The organism is Nitrosospira sp. Nsp2 (assembly GCF_003050965.1).
In the GTDB taxonomy this organism is placed as follows: Bacteria; Pseudomonadota; Gammaproteobacteria; order Burkholderiales; family Nitrosomonadaceae; genus Nitrosospira.
In genome coordinates this window covers 320160-335733 of the sequence record NZ_QAOU01000001.1, presented here as the reverse complement: position 1 = coordinate 335733, position 15574 = coordinate 320160, and the positions used below count along the sequence as shown (strand labels likewise).

The window sequence follows — 15574 nt, the reverse complement described above, 5'->3', positions numbered from 1 at the left end:
GCTACAAAACGACCACATCCGGTAACGGGAAGCCGTTGAAGTTGCTGGCGTAAGCGGTGGTGTACGCGCCCGCATTGGGAATGTAAATAAAATCCCCTTCCTGAATATCTTCCGGCAGCATTTCGTCCCGCATGAGAATGTCCACCGAATCACATGTCGGCCCTGCAATGGCCCAGGGAATATCCTGTCCTTGGCGGTCGGAAAGGATTTCATAACGCAGCCCTTCGGTTACTTCGATAACGCCCCCGAACATGCCTGCGTCCCAGTACATCCAGCGCTTGCCATTGCGGGTTGCGGTACCCACCACGCGACAGACGAAATAGGCTGCATCTGAGACCAGGTAGCGTCCCGGCTCGGCCATAATGCGGATATCCTTCGGCAAGTCCGCAATCGCCGCGTTCACCACCTCGCCTATAACTTCTATCGACGGGATGGGCTTGACGTGACGCACTGGATAGCCACCACCGATATTGAGCAGGCGCGGATTCAGGCCCGCCTGTCGCATGTCGGCAAAAACCTTCTTCGCCCGCTCGATACCGACTCGCCAGTTCTGCGGATTGCGGCACTGCGAACCCACGTGGAAAGTAACGCCGGCAAGATCAGCTTTTATCGCGGCCGCTTCATTAATAATCTCTTTGATCTCCGCGGCATGGGTGCCGAATTTTCCCGCCAACGGCCAGTCGCTCCCAATGTTAGGAGTGTCTATCCGCAGGTATAACTTCGCGTCCGCCTTGACACTTGCAATCTTGCGCAGTTCCTCGACACTATCGAGCACATACCATTCGACCCCCTTGGCTGCGGCATACTCCAGATAGGCGCGCGACTTCATCGGGTTGCTGTAATAAATGTCAGCCGCAGGAACGCCCAGGCTAAGCAGGAGGTCCAGTTCCGAGATCGACGCAATCTCGAATCCTACGCCTTCTTCAATCATGGTTTTGAGTACGCGGGGATCCGGGTTCGCCTTGACCGCATAATGGGGTTGCACCTGCGGCATGGCGGCTTTGAACCTTCGGGCTTTATTACGGATGATGTCGCTGTCGACCAGCAAAAACGGCTTGCTGTAGCCCTTTTTAAGGGCTGCCTGGACATGCTCAAAATCCAGGCTGACTTCGGGATGGGTGTCGAATACTTCTTCGAGCTCTACTTCCTGGCGCAGAGCGGCGGTACGCATTTGCATGAGAGTGTCCTTTTTGCGAGGCTACGTGACGGGAATATGGATATTTACCAGATCAGCCGAGATGAAATAGTTTGCTTTGCTTGTCATGATGACCTCCTGTTGTTCAACGGGAATCCGGGGTAAAAAAATAAGCGGATTATAGACCGCACTACGCTGAAATCAAGCGTTTTTTGCAGGGTGTTAAAAATTTACAACTCCTTCACAGTTCGCTCACGGCGCGCACGAGGCCATCAGCCTTGCTGGGGGCGCCAACGCCGCGAAACCACTCACGCTAGTGAAAGATATTGGGGCAAAAAGCGAAGTAACAATTATAACGTGTAGTTATTTTGGAGACCCAAAGCCCTTCGCTATTTCAGGCACTGACGAAGATTGCGGATCGGCGGTCCAACGCTAAAATGGGAGCAGTGGAAAGGCACGTTCATGCATGCCCGGTGTGGCCGCTTTATGGACAGGGATAGGCAGCGGCTCGTAGTCCAGACCAAAGTACTTCAGCCAAAAGAAATCAGATTTTCGGCAAAGTTACCCCATGTTGCCCCTGGTATTTCCCGCCCCGATCCTTGTAGGAGGTTTCGCACACTTCATCGGACTCAAAGAAAATCACCTGAGCCACTCCCTCATTGGCATAAATCTTCGCCGGCAACGGCGTGGTATTTGAAAACTCCAAGGTTACAAACCCTTCCCACTCCGGCTCGAAAGGCGTGACATTGACTATGATCCCACAACGGGCATAAGTGGATTTTCCGAGGCAGATCGTCAGGATATTTCGCGGAATGCGAAAATACTCGACAGTGCGCGCAAGAGCGAAAGAATTAGGGGGAATGAGGCAAACGTCGCCCTTTACGTCGACAAACGAGTTCGAATCGAAATTCTTGGGATCGACAATCGCGGAATTTATATTCGTGAATAGCTTGAATTCATCCGAGCAGCGGATGTCGTAGCCGTAACTGGAGGTTCCGTACGAAACGATCTTTTGGCCGTTCGCATACCTGATCTGGCTGGATTCGAAGGGCTCGATCATGCGATGCTCGGCCGCCATGCGGCGTATCCATTTGTCCGACTTTATAGTCATCTCGATAGTAATGGTATGTGGGAAACGTTTGCGGGCCGGTCTCGCCTGGCATCGCGATTTTGGTTGCGCAACGAATGGCACTGCTGACGGGAATAAAACGGGGTCAGGACGTCCCCTTCGATAAAACCGATCTTGGCTACTCGACGCCTGCTCTTTCGAGGCCGCGCTGCACGTAGACAACGTCCTGCCCGCGCTCTACCACGTCGAGACCTCACGTGTCCTCAATAACGATCTTGGCCAACAACGCCGAATGATCAAGCGCCATTTCATCAACCTTTACCGCGAGGCGGCGCGCAATACCCCGATAAATCTCTGCGATGCGCCCGTCTGGCTCCGCCACCACGGTGGGGGTCCCGGAGTCCGTGTGTTCGCGGATTCTGATATCAAGTGGCAACGCGCCCAGGAACTCCACTTCATAGTCCTTGCACATCTTTTCACCCCCGCCCGCGCCGAAGATATGTTCCTCGTGTCCGCATCGCGAGCAGACGTGTGTACTCATGTTCTCGACAATACCCAGTATCGGAATACCAACCTTCTCGAACATCTTCAGACCCTTGCGAGCGTCAAGCAGGGCGATATCCTGGGGGGTGGTAACAATAACGGCGCCGGTAACCGGCACTTTCTGCGCAAGCGTTAATTGAATATCGCCCGTTCCCGGGGGCATATCAACAATAAGGTAATCTACGTCGTCCCAACGCGTATCATTCAACAACTGTTGCAATGCCTGAGTAACCATCGGCCCACGCCATACCATTGGCGTCTCCGCATCGATCAGGAAACCGATGGACATGGCCTGAAGGCCATGCGCCATCATCGGCAGCATGCTCTTACCATCCGGCGATTCGGGACGCCCCATAAGGCCCAGCATCTGCGGTTGTGACGGGCCATAAATGTCCGCATCCAACAGGCCGACCCGCGCACCCTCGGCCACCAGCGCCAATGCCAGATTAACCGCCGTGGCGGATTTGCCGACTCCGCCCTTGCCCGATGCGACCGCAATGATATTCTTCACGCCGGGAATAAGCTTGACCCCACGTTGCACGCTATGGGGAGCAATCTTGCTCGTGATGTTCGCCTGCACCCCCCCGATCCCCGGTATGCTTTTGAGCTTATCGACCACCTGCTGGCGAATACTGGCTATGACGCTTTTTGCCGGGTACCCCAGCACTATGTCGAGCGATACGTCATTGCCCTCGATCTTGATGTTGCGTGCTTCATTGCTGGTCACATAATCCCTGCCCGTGCTGAGATCGATAATCTCCCTGAGCGCGGACTGTACCTGCTGTTCCGTGATGGCCACTTTCTGCATTCTCCTTATTGCGAGCACAAACAACCCCGAATATTAACAAATATCACGTACAAGAGTCTTGTAAGGTAACACTGTTCCGGGAAATCTGCGGGGCCGTGGTTAGGGAACCTCGGGACAAATCCTTCGCGGAGACGCGTTGCTGGCAAAATGGGGAAATCACGAGGCGCCCCACGTCCTGCGCAGGCGGCAGCTGTGTCTCCTGGTTTAAGGCGAAGGAGAGCGGCTGCAACGCCTTTCGTGCTGGATTTTTACGCAATCCGAAGGGACGCGGCTTTGCGCGGCGGTCTGCTTTGTCATGCTCCCGACCAAGGGAGTGCATTCGCATCGTCGCCTTTGACGCACTCATCTGGCAAGGCATCGCCCTCGCGCGCCGAGGACTTGTGCAGTAGCTCCTTGGAACATTCGTTAAAGTTCACGGACCGGCTATGCCCGGTCACGCGGTATGGGTATGGTTACGGCAATGCGGACATTCTGACTGATTTCTCGTTGCCGAGAACGGGATCTCGCGAGTTCAAATGACCGTCCCGTCGCAGTTTGCTACAATCCACCCTGATCCATTTTCATAGGCAATTGATGAACAAGCGAAAAATCCTGATCACCTCCGCTCTGCCGTACGCTAACGGCAGCATTCACCTTGGCCATCTGGTTGAGTATGTTCAAACGGATATCTGGGTTCGTTTCCAGAAAATGCAGGGGCATGAGGTGTATTACGTATGCGCCGATGACACGCACGGCACGCCGATCATGCTTCGCGCGGAAAAAGAAGGCATCACGCCCGAAGCCCTGATCGCGCGGGTTCATCGCGAGCATTTGCGCGACTTCAGCGGTTTTCATGTCGAATTCGACAATTATTACACCACCCACTCGCCTGAAACTCGCCAGTATTCCGAGGGTATTTATACGAAGCTCAAGTCCGCCGGACTGATCGTCGCCCGCGCCATCGAGCAACTCTACGATCCGGTCAAGCACATGTTCCTGCCGGACCGGTTCATCAAGGGTGAGTGCCCGAAATGCGGCGCGAAAGATCAGTACGGCGATAACTGTGAAGTATGTGGCGCGGCCTATACGCCGACCGAATTGAGGAATCCGTACTCCGCAGTATCAGGCGCAGTCCCCGTAAAAAAAACCACCGAGCATTTCTTTTTCAAACTCTCGGACCCGCGCTGTGTGGACTTTCTGCGCAAGTGGACGACCTCCGGAACGCTACAACCGGAGGCCGCCAATAAAATGCACGAGTGGCTGGGCGCTCCAGGAGAAAATAAGCTCGCCGACTGGGACATCTCGCGCGATGCGCCCTACTTTGGTTTTGAAATTCCGGATGTGCCGGGAAAATATTTTTATGTGTGGCTGGACGCACCGATAGGCTACATCGGCAGCTTCAAGAACCTATGTGACCGCGGTAGCATCGATTTCGACGATTTCTGGAAGAAGGATTCGGCTACCGAGCTTTATCACTTTATTGGGAAAGACATACTTTATTTTCATGCGCTGTTTTGGCCGGCCATGCTGCACAATGCGGGGTACCGCACGCCAACCAAAATTTTTGCCCATGGTTTTTTAACCGTGAATGGCGAAAAAATGAGTAAATCGCGCGGCACGTTCCTTACTGCTGAGAGTTATCTGAGGCAGGGACTTGATCCGGAATGGCTACGCTACTACTACGCCACCAAGTTAAACGGCACGATGGAGGATGTCGACCTAAACCTGGAAGATTTCCTGATGCGGGTGAACAGCGATCTGGTCGGAAAATACGTAAATATCGCAAGCCGGTGCGCGGGATTTATCACCAAACGTTTTGATGGGAAATTGTCCGATAGCATTCCCACGGTCACCCTGGAAGGCTCGTCTGCGTCTGCAAACAATGGTGAACCGTTTTCCAGTATAAAAACGAAGGAGTTCCAATCGGCAGAAAATTTCCAGCAATCTTCGGATAAACCGAACTGGGACGAATCCGCGCTGATAATGAAAACGCAGGGCGCCGCGGAGCAAATCGCGAGCTTCTACGAGAAACGCGAGTATTTGAAAGCGGTAAAAGCCATTATGGGACTGGCCGATGAAGCCAATCAGTATGTCAATGACATGAAACCATGGGAGCTCGTGAAACAGGACGAGGCGTCGTCAAGAACAAAGCTGCATGAGGTTTGTACCGTCTCGCTCAACCTGTTCCGCTTGCTCACCCTGTATCTCAAGCCCGTCCTGCCGCGCCTTGCTGACAATGTTGAAAGTTTTCTTAATATTCCCCCACTGCAATGGCCCGACGCGCGGAAGCTGCTGCTGGCCCATGACATTCACCCTTACAAACACCTGATGACACGCATTGAGCAAAAGCAAATTGACGCCATGATCGAAGCCAATAAAACAGTTTCCCCGCCTGCCGCAGATACCCACTCCCCGGTGCGCCATGCGGAGGCGCAACAACATGCGACCGCCCCGGTTGCCGCAACCATATCCATTGACGATTTCAGTAGAGTCGATCTCCGCGTGGCAAAAATTACCAATGCGGAGCACGTCCAGGGTGCGGACAAACTACTCAGGCTCACGCTCGACATTGGCTCGGAACCGCGTACCGTGTTCGCGGGGATAAAATCCGCGTATGACCCGGAGCAGCTTAAAGGACGGTTGACGGTAATGGTTGCCAACCTTGCGCCTCGCAAGATGAAGTTTGGCGTATCGGAGGGGATGGTGCTGGCGGCGGGGGACGGGGACGGGCCTTATCTGCTGGCCCCCGATGCCGGGGCACGGCCAGGAATGAAAGTGAAATAGGTGTATGAACAGATAACAAACAAGAGATACGGGTTTCACCGGTGGGCACTCATCCAGAGGGATGCGCCGCCGATACTATTTCGGTAACCGGTGATCCTCGCAAAAACCTTAAAACTCTGGAATATCGGGATGTTACGAACTCCGCGGGTCGAATTGTCGTGAACAATTTCGAAAATCAACGCCAGGTTTCACCATGATTTAGCGGGTTCCCACACTTTCCAATTCCCTGTCTTCGTCCAACTTGAGGGGACCGGTACCAGAAAACCGGTTCAGATACAGATAGATCACCGGCGTAATAAACAGGGTGATAACTTGGGAGAATAATAAGCCCCCTACCACGGCAAGACCCAGCGGCTGGCGCAACTCCGCACCCGCTCCCAGGCCGAGCGCGATAGGAAGCGCACCCATCAGTGCCGCAAGCGTAGTCATCATGATTGGCCGGAACCGCAGCAGACAGGCGGTCCTGATTGCCTCGTGCGGCGGCAAGGCATGATTGCGTTCCGCATCCAACGCGAAATCGATCATCATGATCGCATTCTTCTTGACAATACCGATTAACATCAGGATACCGATCATCGCGATTATTGACAGCTCCATATTGAACAACCACAACACTGCCAACGCTCCAGCGGCGGCAGATGGCAGCCCCGAGAGAATGGTCAGCGGATGTATATAGCTCTCATACAGCACGCCAAGCAATATGTATATAACCAGCAGCGCCGCGACAATGAGTACCAGCTGGCTCGCCTGTGATGACTGAAACGCCGCGGCGTCCCCGGCATAGCTTGTCAGTATGCTCGGAGGCAAGTTCAGCTCGCGCTTGAACTGCTCGATTCGTGTCGAAGCCTCACCTAAAGCTGCCCCGGGGGCGAGATTGAAAGAGATGGTCAGCGCCTCTAACTGTCCGGCGTGATTGATCGCGATCGGTCCCACTTCGCGTTCAACCGATGCCACGCTTGACAATGGCACCAGTACGCCGTTCTTCGCACGCAAATATATCTTGTCAAACGCGCGCTCGTCTGTGCGATCTGCCGGCGTCACCTGAAGGATAACCTGGTAGCTGTCACTCGAAGTATAGATGGTAGAAACCTGACGTTCGCCAAATGCACTATAGAGCGCGGAACGGATGTCAGCCATTTGCACCCCCAAAAGATTGACTTTGTCCCGATTGATATTTAAACGCGCCTGCAGACCTTTCAACTGGGAGTCGCTTGTCACATCACGAAAGACGGCATCTTCCCGCATGCGCGACATCAGCGCGTCGGCAGCCCCGCGCAGCTCTTCAGCCCGTACACTCCGCATGACGTATTGATATCGGCTCTTGCTGGTGCGGCCCCCGAGCCTGAGATTCTGGATGGGATTAATGAAAACATTTACCCCGGGGACTTTGCGCACGTCCCGACGCAGGTCCTCCATTATTTTATCGAGAGGGGGACGCTCGGCACGCGGCTTGAGAGTCATGAACAGCCGGGCGCTGTTGCTTTCAGTGGCGTTGACAATCAGGGTGTCGACTGCGGGATTGGACCTGATCACGTCGCCCGTGCGCTGCAACAGCTCCGCCATCGCCGGAAAGGAAATGTCCTCCACGGCTTCTACTGTTATCAATGCTTGACCGATGTCCTCGTTTGGAAAAAAACCTTTGGGCAAGAGCACGAACAGCACTGCTGTCGCAACGAAGGTTCCAGCCGCAATTCCCATTACCGTCCGCTTACGGCGCAACGCCCAGTCCAGCATGCGTTCGTAGCCTGCCAGGACCCCGGCAAACCCGTGCTCGAACCATGCTGTCCATTTCAGGCTGAGCCGCTCCGTTTCCTGTCCCGTTTCCTTTGGCCGGAGGTAACGACTCGTCATTACCGGTACCAATGTTAGCGATACCACCGCCGACATCAGAACCGCGATGCCTACCACAGCAGCAAATTCATGAAAGAGCAGTCCAATTACACCGGGCATGAAAAAAATCGGGATAAAGACCGCGACCAGAGACAGGGAAATCGAAATAATCGTAAAACTGACCTCTCGTGATCCTTGCAGAGCAGCCTGTAAAGGGGGAAGCCCTTCATCGATATGCCGCACGATATTCTCAAGCATGACGATCGCGTCATCGACCACTAACCCGACTGCGAGGGTGATCGCCAGCAAGGAAATGTTGTCGAGGCTGTAGCCGAGGACGCGCATCAGCGCCACGGTCCCAAGCAACGAGATCGGGAGCGACAGCGCGGGAATCAATGTAGCGGAAGCTTTGCGCAGAAACAGAAAAATCACCAGCAAGACCAGCACAATGGTTATCGCGAGCGTTACCTGGACATCATGAATAGCCTCACGGATCGAGATTGAACGGTCGCTAGTCAACTTGAGCTGTACAGATGAAGGCATCTGCTCGATCAGGACCGGCATGACTGCCTTGATCGCATCAACCGTGGCGACGGTATTGGCCCCGGGCTGGCGCTGCACGGAAAGTGTGATTGCCCGTTCGCCATTCACCCAGCTTGCAGTCTTGATAGACTCCACACTGTCCTCGACCTGCGCCACGTCCGACAGTCTGACCGGATTCCCGCTGTCAGACGTGGCAATTATCAGGTCCGCGAACGCAGCCGCATTATTGAGCTGGCGATTGGCCTGGATGGTCAGCGTCTGCCGTGGTCCTTCTAGCGTGCCGATTGGCGTATTGGCGTTCGCGGTGCGCAGCGAGCTGGCGATATCATCTAGCGTCAGATTACGGACTGCCAGGGCCTCAGGTTTTGCCAGAACGCGCACGGCATACTTTTTCTGTCCGTTGATCTGTACCTGGGCAACGCCGGGCAGCGTCGACAGAGTGGGCGAAATGAGATCCTCGGCATAACTGTTCAAGTCCGACAGCGACATGGAAGGCGAGGTCAAGGCAAGAAAGATGATGGGCGCATCAGCGGGGTTGATCTTGCGGTAGGAAGGGGGTGTAGTCATCTCCACCGGCAGCGCACGCTGGGCACGCAGTAGCGCCGCTTGCACGTCTATGGACGCGCTATCTATATCCCGGTCCTGGTCGAATTCCAGTGTGACCGATGTATTGCCGAGCGTACTCGTCGAACTGATTACGGACAATCCGGAAATAGCGGAAAACTGCCGCTCGAGTTGTGTCGCTACAGACGAGGCCATGGTTTCCGCGCTCGCACCCGGCAACACGGCGGTGACGGAAATGGTGGGCGCGTCATAGCTCGGAAGCGCGGCGATGGGTAAATCATTGTAGGCGATGACACCGGCCACGACTGCCGACGCGGATAACAGAAACGTCATCACTGGCCGCCGGATACACAATTCGGAAATGTTCATTGCACGTGCCGGTGGAAATGCTCGATATTGTGGGTATGCTGGGCATGCTGGAGATGCCGGAACACGGAAGCGGTCATCCAGCCGTTGGTGCCAGACTCGGCCTGGACTCTGTTACGACACTGCCAGGCCTCAGATTCTGCGCGCCTTCCGCGACGACACGCATGCCTTGCATAATGCCCTCGCCGCTTATAACCGCAAGCCCTTCCTGTATCAGGAGCACGTTGACTGGAAGAGAACGCACATGGCTATTGTCACCGACCACATAAAGAAATTTCCTTTCCGGACCAGTTTGCACCGCCTGCACCGGAACGGTGAGCGCGTTCTCCACCGTCCGCGGCACGAGCCTCACGGTGACAAACATGCCCGGCCAGAGATGACTATCCGAGTTGGGAAACTCTGCCTTGAGAAGAATGGTGCCGCTTGCCGTATCGACCACGTTATCGATAAATGTCAGCTTCCCCTTCCGGGTTTGTGTTTGTTTTTGCCCCGCATCCAGTTCCACCTCGACGGGGACATCGCCCTTGGCCAATGCCTGCTGAAGAGGCACAAGCTCACGTTCCGGCAACGTAAAGCTGACGTTGATGGGATCGATCTGGGTAATGTTTACCAGGGAATCATTCGGCTGCACCAGGCTGCCTTGGTGCACTACGATGGCGCCCGTACGCCCCGCGATAGGCGCTTTGATTTCACTGAAGCCGCGGGCGATACGGTTCGCCTGCATCGTAGCCTGATCAACCGCAAGTTGGGCGCGCAGCGAATCTACCTGATTCTCGGCAACATCCAACGCGGCCTGCGAAATAAAATGCTGCTCAAATAATTCACGCTGCCGTTCCAGGTTGCGCTCGGCATTCCTCAGCTCGGCGCGAGACTTGGCCAACAGCCCCTCGGTGCGGCTGAGATTGGCATCCTCAGTACGGGCATCAAGCGTAAACAACCTCTCCCCACTCTGAACGAATTGCCCTTCCCTGATATGTACGCTTCGAATCATCGCGCTTAGCTGCGGCCGCACCGCAACCGTCTGTTGCGCCGATACCGTTCCGTTGGCCGTAAGCGTGACTGGCACACTGCTGCGGCCCACCAGAGCGGTCACAACCTGTATCGCCTCAGGGATTTTTTTTCCAGCATCGGTGGCGGCGCTATGATTATGCCAGACCCAGGTGCCCCCGATCACGGCGGCAAGCAGAACGCCAGCCATGGTGAAGCGTACACGGAGCCGCATCGGCGCCCCCGATTTTGTTCGAGAAATAGATTCCATTGACCGGTCTTACCCAATGTTTACAATTCCTTTATCGGACAACTTGTCCGCCCGCCAACCGTATCCGCCATGCACAACGGCTTGAAATGGCTTCGTCATGAGTCACCAGAACCAGGGTAGTACCGCGTTCTCGGTTCAGTTCGAACATGAGTTCTATGATCTGCGCACCGGTGGCGGAATCCAGATTGCCAGTAGGTTCATCAGCCAGCAGTAATTGCGGTTGAGTGACAAACGCTCGCGCAATGGCGACACGCTGTTGCTCCCCGCCGGAGAGTTGCCGGGGATAATGCTTAAGACGCATGCCAAGCCCAACCCGCTCAAGCAATTCCAACGCAGCGCCGTAGGCATTGCCGGCGCCGATGAGCTCCAGCGGCAGCATGACGTTCTCAATCGCAGTCAAGGCCGGTAGCAGCTGAAATGACTGGAATACGAACCCCAGCATCCGTCCGCGCAACGCGGCGCGCGCGTCTTCATCCAGCAGGAAAATATCTTCTCCGGCGAGATGAACCTTGCCTGCCGACGGAGTATCTAAACCTGCCAGAAGCCCTAGCAGCGTTGACTTGCCCGAACCGGACGCTCCCACCACAGCAACGGAGTCGCCCGCGTTTATTTCCAGATTGACATTGTCCAGAATTGTAAGCTGTTCATCGCCCGTGCTCACTTGCTTGGTGAGTCCGATTGCCTGCACAATAGGCCGTATCTCAACGTGATCTGACATGAAAAAATTCCTGATAATCCTTCTCTCTTTTGTGTCATGTTTAGGCGCTGTCAACTCGCACGCTACCGCTGCGCCGGGGATAGCAACCACTACGATTATGGTATTCGGCGACAGCTTGTCCGCTGGCTACGGCCTGCCGCAGGATGCCGGATGGGTTAGCCTGCTGAAGAGGCGGCTGCAAACGCAATCACAGGCATATCTGATCAATAATAGCGTCAGTGGCGAAACGGCACACGGCGGGCGCAAACGCATCGAGCAGGCGCTTAAAACCTATCGTCCGGATATCGTCATTGTCGAACTCGGCGGTAATGATGGATTGAGAGGCGCCTCAATCGAGGCTATCCGTAACGATCTCGAAGCCATCATAGAGGCCTGCCAGCGAAACAATGCCACCGTGCTGTTGGCGGGGATGCAATTGCCACCCAATTATGGCATAACATACACGCAAAAGTTTCAGGATATGTATCCGCAGCTAGCGAAACGACATGGCATCAAGCTGGTACCGTTTCTTCTCGATGGCTTTGGCGACAAGCGTGAATTTTTTCAGGCGGACGGGATACATCCCAACGCCCAGGCGCAAGCAAAGATCGTGGAAAATGTGTGGAAAGTGCTGAGAGTAATGCTTGCAGGCTCTTCAAACAAGGCGCCGGCCCAGCCTGTAGCGGCAAAGTCCGGATATAGCCGCGACAAGTTCGAACTTCACGATCTGGGAAGGCAAAAACCATGAATTATCAGCACATATTACTTGCACTGGATTTTTCGGAACCGGGGAATTACATTGTTAAAAAAACAAGACAACTGGCGGAAACGTTCCGCGCGAAATTAAGCATTATTCATGTTCTTGACAATATCCCGATGCCAGACATGGCTTACGGAACGGAAATTCCTCTGGAGGAAAATTCAGACGATGAACTCCTGGAAGCGGAAAAATTAAAGTTTAAGCATGTTGGTGACGAGTTGGGTGTGAGTCCCGCCTGCCGGTGGATGGTATGGGGTGTGCCCGGACAGGAAATTGTCCGGCTTGCGGAGGAGGAGAACATCGATCTCATTATTGTCGGCTCCCATGGCCGGCATGGGCTCGCCTTACTGTTGGGATCGACCGCGAATAGCGTTCTCCATTACGCCGGATGCGATGTCATGGCAATCCGGTTACCGGACGAGACCACGGTTGATGAACCGCTCGCAGAAATTCCTCAGGGCGCGCCGGGTTAGCGGGGCAGCAGAAGGCGCCAGGAAGAACAAGACCCTTCCCGAACTACCAGAATTTCCACCACGGTTCGGCATCCACACCCGTCGAGTCAGCCAAAAACCGGCTCTGAGGGAAATTCCTTTGCATCACGCGAGCCGCATCGTCGCGCAAGTCTGTCATTCCCAGTGCATCATATGCTTTTACCATGATGAATAGCGCCTCCTCCGTTGCCGGCGTCTGGGGGTATTCCTTCAGTGCATACTGAGCACGATTGGCGGCCGCAATATAACCCCCTCGTTTCATGTAATAGCGCGCAACCTGTACTTCATTCAGCGCGACGACGTTGACCAGGTGCTTCATTCGTTGCACCGCATCGGGGGTGTATTTGCTCTTGGGGAAACGTGTAACCAGTTCCTTGAAATTTTCGAATGACTCCCGCGACGCTTTCGGATCGCGCTCGCTCATATCCTGATTAAGGATTTTTTCGGTCACGATCCCCATCAGCCCCAGATCGTCATTGAAATTGGCAAGCCCCTTAAGGTAATAAGCGTAATCCACGTTCGAATGGTTGGGGTGCAGCTTGATAAAACGGTCCGCCGCGGCAATAGCCGAAGCTTGCTCGTTATCCTTATAATAGGCATAGGCAATCTCGAGTTGCGCCTGCTGCGCATAGCGCCCGTAAGGATAACGCGCCTCCAGCTGCTCGAACAGCTTGACCGCGCCGGAATAGTTGCCTTCGTTCAATTCCGTTTTGGCCTCGGAATAATATTTGCTCGCGGACCAGTTCTTCGAGTCCTGCACGGTCTTGGGCAGCAAACCGCAGGCTGACAGAAGCAATATCAGAAATAAAGTTAAACTACGTCGCATAACGAGTTCGTCGTTGAAGACAAGATAAGATATTCTCATTATACCGCAAGGCTCCATGGTGTCTGAACCCCTTGAAACTATCGTCGAAGTCACGATTCCCGCCGATTGCGCGGGCGCCCGCCTGGACCAGGCTCTGGCTCGACTGCTGCCGGATTGGTCACGCAGTCGCTTGCAGACGTGGATACGGGAAAAACGGATTAGCGTTGACGGAGCAGAGGCCAGCCCCAAGCAAAAGGTATGGAGCGGGGAAAAGGTTGAGGTCAGGCCCGCTGTCGATGCCGTGGATGCCATTGATGCCATCCACGGCCCGGAACCCATTTCACTCGATATCGTTTACGAAGATGATTCGCTCATCGTGGTTAATAAACCGGCTGGCCTGGTGGTCCATCCCGGCAGCGGGAACTGGCAGGGCACCATGCTGAACGCCCTGCTGCATCACGCGGCTGATTTGAATGGCATTCCCCGCGCGGGTATCGTTCACCGTCTGGACAAGGATACCAGCGGGCTCCTGGTGGTCGCAAAAACACTTGAAGCCCAGACCCACCTGGTGCGGCAGCTACAGAAACATACCGTCAACCGTGACTATCTGGCGCTCGTTCTTGGCGCCATTTCCGTGGACGGATGCGTTGACGCGCCGGTGGGGCGGCATCCGGTTGAGCGAACCAAAATGGCGGTCACTGCAAACGGAAAACCGGCACGCACCTTCTATCGGGTACTGGAAAAGTTGGACGGATGCACGCTGCTCAGATGCCGTCTGGAGACCGGACGCACGCACCAGATTCGCGTACACATGCATTCGATAGGACACCCGTTATTAGGAGACCCCGTATATAAAGGCAAATCGGACAGGAGCATTCAAAACGTCACCCGGCTGGCTGGTTTTTCCAGGCAGGCGCTTCATGCGCAAAGGCTTGAATTAACCCATCCTCAACACGGGACTAGAATGGCCTGGGAGGCGCCGTTACCCGACGATATGAAAAATCTGTTGCTGATGCTCGGCCATCAAAGCAATAAAAGTGTTTTTGCGGTCACTTCGGGATCAGTATGAGTGACTGGATCGTCCCCGACTGGCCCGCACCGAGCAACGTCAAGGCGCTATTTACCACCCGTAAGGGCGGTACCGGCAGTTCGCTCTCACCCTCACCCTCACCTTTTGCCAGCTTCAACCTGGGGGACCACGTCGGCGACGATCCGCTGACCGTTAAACAGAACCGCGACGTGCTAGGGCGATTTCTGCCGAACGAACCCCGCTGGCTGAAGCAGGTACACGGTACGGGCGTCGTCCGCGTGGACGGGCACGATTGCGGCGCTCCGCCCTCAGCTCCACCAATCGGCGATGCCGCCTTCAGTCGTCGTCCGGGGAATGTTTGCGCGGTACTGGTCGCGGACTGCCTTGCCATACTCTTGTGCGACCGATCCGGGACAATCGTTGCCGTGATCCATGCCGGCTGGCGTGGACTGGCCGGGAAAGCGATCGACAATATGGTGTCGGCAATCGGCACCCCTCCCGCAACCCTGATGGCGTGGCTCGGGCCGGCAATCGGACCCAACCACTTCGAGGTTGGAGAAGAAGTACGTCAGGCGTTTGTTACCAGCGACGAACGATCCGACGCTGCCTTCATTCCGCACAGCTCATGCAAGGGCAAATGGTTCGCGGATCTTTTTTTGCTTGCACGGCAGCAATTGCTGAAGGCTGGCGTGACTGAAATTTACGGTGGAGGCATCTGTACTTTCAGCGACCCGGCAAGATTCTTTTCTTATCGCCGCGACGGCAGTACGGGGCGAATGGCGGGATTAATCTGGTTAGCGCCACAAACAACGCCAGCATTTGAAGGTGTGGCCGAAACACATCCTCTAGTATTGCGCGCGACGAGTTGATTACGCTCGTCATTCACCGCAAGAGCGTATAATCCCGCATTTT

At 55.0% G+C, this 15574-nt stretch carries 12 protein-coding genes; 5 read left to right on the top strand and 7 right to left on the bottom strand.

Annotation, left to right across the window (positions count from 1 at the left end; translation table 11 throughout):
* Position 1: 1 nt before the first annotated feature.
* From C8R31_RS01520 to apbC, 3 genes are all read right to left on the bottom strand, one after another.
* Complete coding sequence (locus C8R31_RS01520) at positions 2 to 1177, bottom strand: type III PLP-dependent enzyme (RefSeq protein WP_107692314.1); 1176 nt, start codon at positions 1175 to 1177, stop codon at positions 2 to 4.
* Positions 1178 to 1679: 502 nt separating this feature from the next.
* Positions 1680 to 2246 (bottom strand): dCTP deaminase, encoded by a 567-nt coding sequence (dcd, locus tag C8R31_RS01515; RefSeq protein ID WP_107692313.1) that lies wholly within the window; start codon positions 2244 to 2246, stop codon positions 1680 to 1682.
* Positions 2247 to 2457: 211 nt separating this feature from the next.
* Positions 2458 to 3546, bottom strand: coding sequence for an iron-sulfur cluster carrier protein ApbC (apbC, locus tag C8R31_RS01510; RefSeq protein WP_107692790.1), 1089 nt, complete (start codon positions 3544 to 3546; stop codon positions 2458 to 2460).
* Positions 3547 to 4128: 582 nt separating this feature from the next.
* On the opposite strand from apbC, the gene metG reads away from it, so the two are divergent.
* The gene (gene metG, locus C8R31_RS01505; protein ID WP_107692312.1) at positions 4129 to 6318 is read left to right on the top strand and encodes a methionine--tRNA ligase; all 2190 of its coding nucleotides are present in this window, start codon (positions 4129 to 4131) and stop codon (positions 6316 to 6318) included.
* A gap of 198 nt (positions 6319 to 6516) precedes the next feature.
* Here metG and C8R31_RS01500 read toward each other — a convergent pair whose 3' ends face one another.
* From C8R31_RS01500 to C8R31_RS01490, 3 genes are all read right to left on the bottom strand, one after another.
* A complete protein-coding gene (locus C8R31_RS01500; RefSeq protein ID WP_107692311.1) occupies positions 6517 to 9624 on the bottom strand; it encodes an efflux RND transporter permease subunit in 3108 nt (1035 codons plus the stop codon).
* A 73-nt stretch (positions 9625 to 9697) separates the two neighbouring features.
* Complete coding sequence (locus C8R31_RS01495) at positions 9698 to 10843, bottom strand: efflux RND transporter periplasmic adaptor subunit (RefSeq protein ID WP_258192482.1); 1146 nt, start codon at positions 10841 to 10843, stop codon at positions 9698 to 9700.
* A gap of 67 nt (positions 10844 to 10910) precedes the next feature.
* Positions 10911 to 11597 carry an ABC transporter ATP-binding protein gene (locus tag C8R31_RS01490; RefSeq protein ID WP_107692309.1) on the bottom strand — a complete coding sequence of 229 codons (687 nt, stop codon included), beginning with the start codon at positions 11595 to 11597 and terminating at the stop codon, positions 10911 to 10913.
* Here C8R31_RS01490 and C8R31_RS01485 point away from each other — a divergent pair.
* On the top strand, positions 11596 to 12324 hold the full coding sequence (locus tag C8R31_RS01485) for an arylesterase (protein ID WP_107692308.1): 729 nt from the start codon (positions 11596 to 11598) through the stop codon (positions 12322 to 12324). The genes C8R31_RS01490 and C8R31_RS01485 overlap by 2 nt on opposite strands.
* Positions 12321 to 12809, top strand: a complete 489-nt coding sequence (locus tag C8R31_RS01480; RefSeq protein ID WP_107692307.1) for a universal stress protein — start codon at positions 12321 to 12323, stop codon at positions 12807 to 12809. The genes C8R31_RS01485 and C8R31_RS01480 overlap by 4 nt, the downstream gene beginning before the upstream one ends.
* A 43-nt stretch (positions 12810 to 12852) precedes the next feature.
* On the opposite strand, the gene C8R31_RS01475 is transcribed toward C8R31_RS01480, so the two are convergent.
* The gene (locus tag C8R31_RS01475) at positions 12853 to 13653 is read right to left on the bottom strand and encodes an outer membrane protein assembly factor BamD (protein WP_107692789.1); all 801 of its coding nucleotides are present in this window, start codon (positions 13651 to 13653) and stop codon (positions 12853 to 12855) included.
* A gap of 55 nt (positions 13654 to 13708) precedes the next feature.
* On the opposite strand from C8R31_RS01475, the gene rluD reads away from it, so the two are divergent.
* Positions 13709 to 14701 carry a 23S rRNA pseudouridine(1911/1915/1917) synthase RluD gene (gene rluD, locus C8R31_RS01470; protein WP_107692306.1) on the top strand — a complete coding sequence of 331 codons (993 nt, stop codon included), beginning with the start codon at positions 13709 to 13711 and terminating at the stop codon, positions 14699 to 14701.
* Positions 14698 to 15531, top strand: a complete 834-nt coding sequence (gene pgeF / locus C8R31_RS01465; RefSeq protein WP_107692305.1) for a peptidoglycan editing factor PgeF — start codon at positions 14698 to 14700, stop codon at positions 15529 to 15531. Before rluD ends, pgeF begins: the two co-directional genes overlap by 4 nt.
* Positions 15532 to 15574 lie beyond the last annotated feature (43 nt).

Bases quoted from the DNA above. Each gene is read 5' to 3' on its own strand.
- C8R31_RS01520 (WP_107692314.1), bottom strand. From the start codon at position 1,177: ATGCAAATGCGTACCGCCGCTCTGCGCCAGGAAGTAGAGCTCGAAGAA.
- dcd (WP_107692313.1), bottom strand. From the start codon at position 2,246: ATGACTATAAAGTCGGACAAATGGATACGCCGCATGGCGGCCGAGCAT.
- metG (WP_107692312.1), top strand. From the start codon at position 4,129: ATGAACAAGCGAAAAATCCTGATCACCTCCGCTCTGCCGTACGCTAAC.
- C8R31_RS01500 (WP_107692311.1), bottom strand. From the start codon at position 9,624: ATGAACATTTCCGAATTGTGTATCCGGCGGCCAGTGATGACGTTTCTG.
- C8R31_RS01495 (WP_258192482.1), bottom strand. From the start codon at position 10,843: ATGCGGCTCCGTGTACGCTTCACCATGGCTGGCGTTCTGCTTGCCGCC.
- C8R31_RS01485 (WP_107692308.1), top strand. From the start codon at position 11,596: ATGAAAAAATTCCTGATAATCCTTCTCTCTTTTGTGTCATGTTTAGGC.
- C8R31_RS01490 (WP_107692309.1), bottom strand. From the start codon at position 11,597: ATGTCAGATCACGTTGAGATACGGCCTATTGTGCAGGCAATCGGACTC.
- C8R31_RS01480 (WP_107692307.1), top strand. From the start codon at position 12,321: ATGAATTATCAGCACATATTACTTGCACTGGATTTTTCGGAACCGGGG.
- C8R31_RS01475 (WP_107692789.1), bottom strand. From the start codon at position 13,653: ATGCGACGTAGTTTAACTTTATTTCTGATATTGCTTCTGTCAGCCTGC.
- rluD (WP_107692306.1), top strand. From the start codon at position 13,709: ATGGTGTCTGAACCCCTTGAAACTATCGTCGAAGTCACGATTCCCGCC.
- pgeF (WP_107692305.1), top strand. From the start codon at position 14,698: ATGAGTGACTGGATCGTCCCCGACTGGCCCGCACCGAGCAACGTCAAG.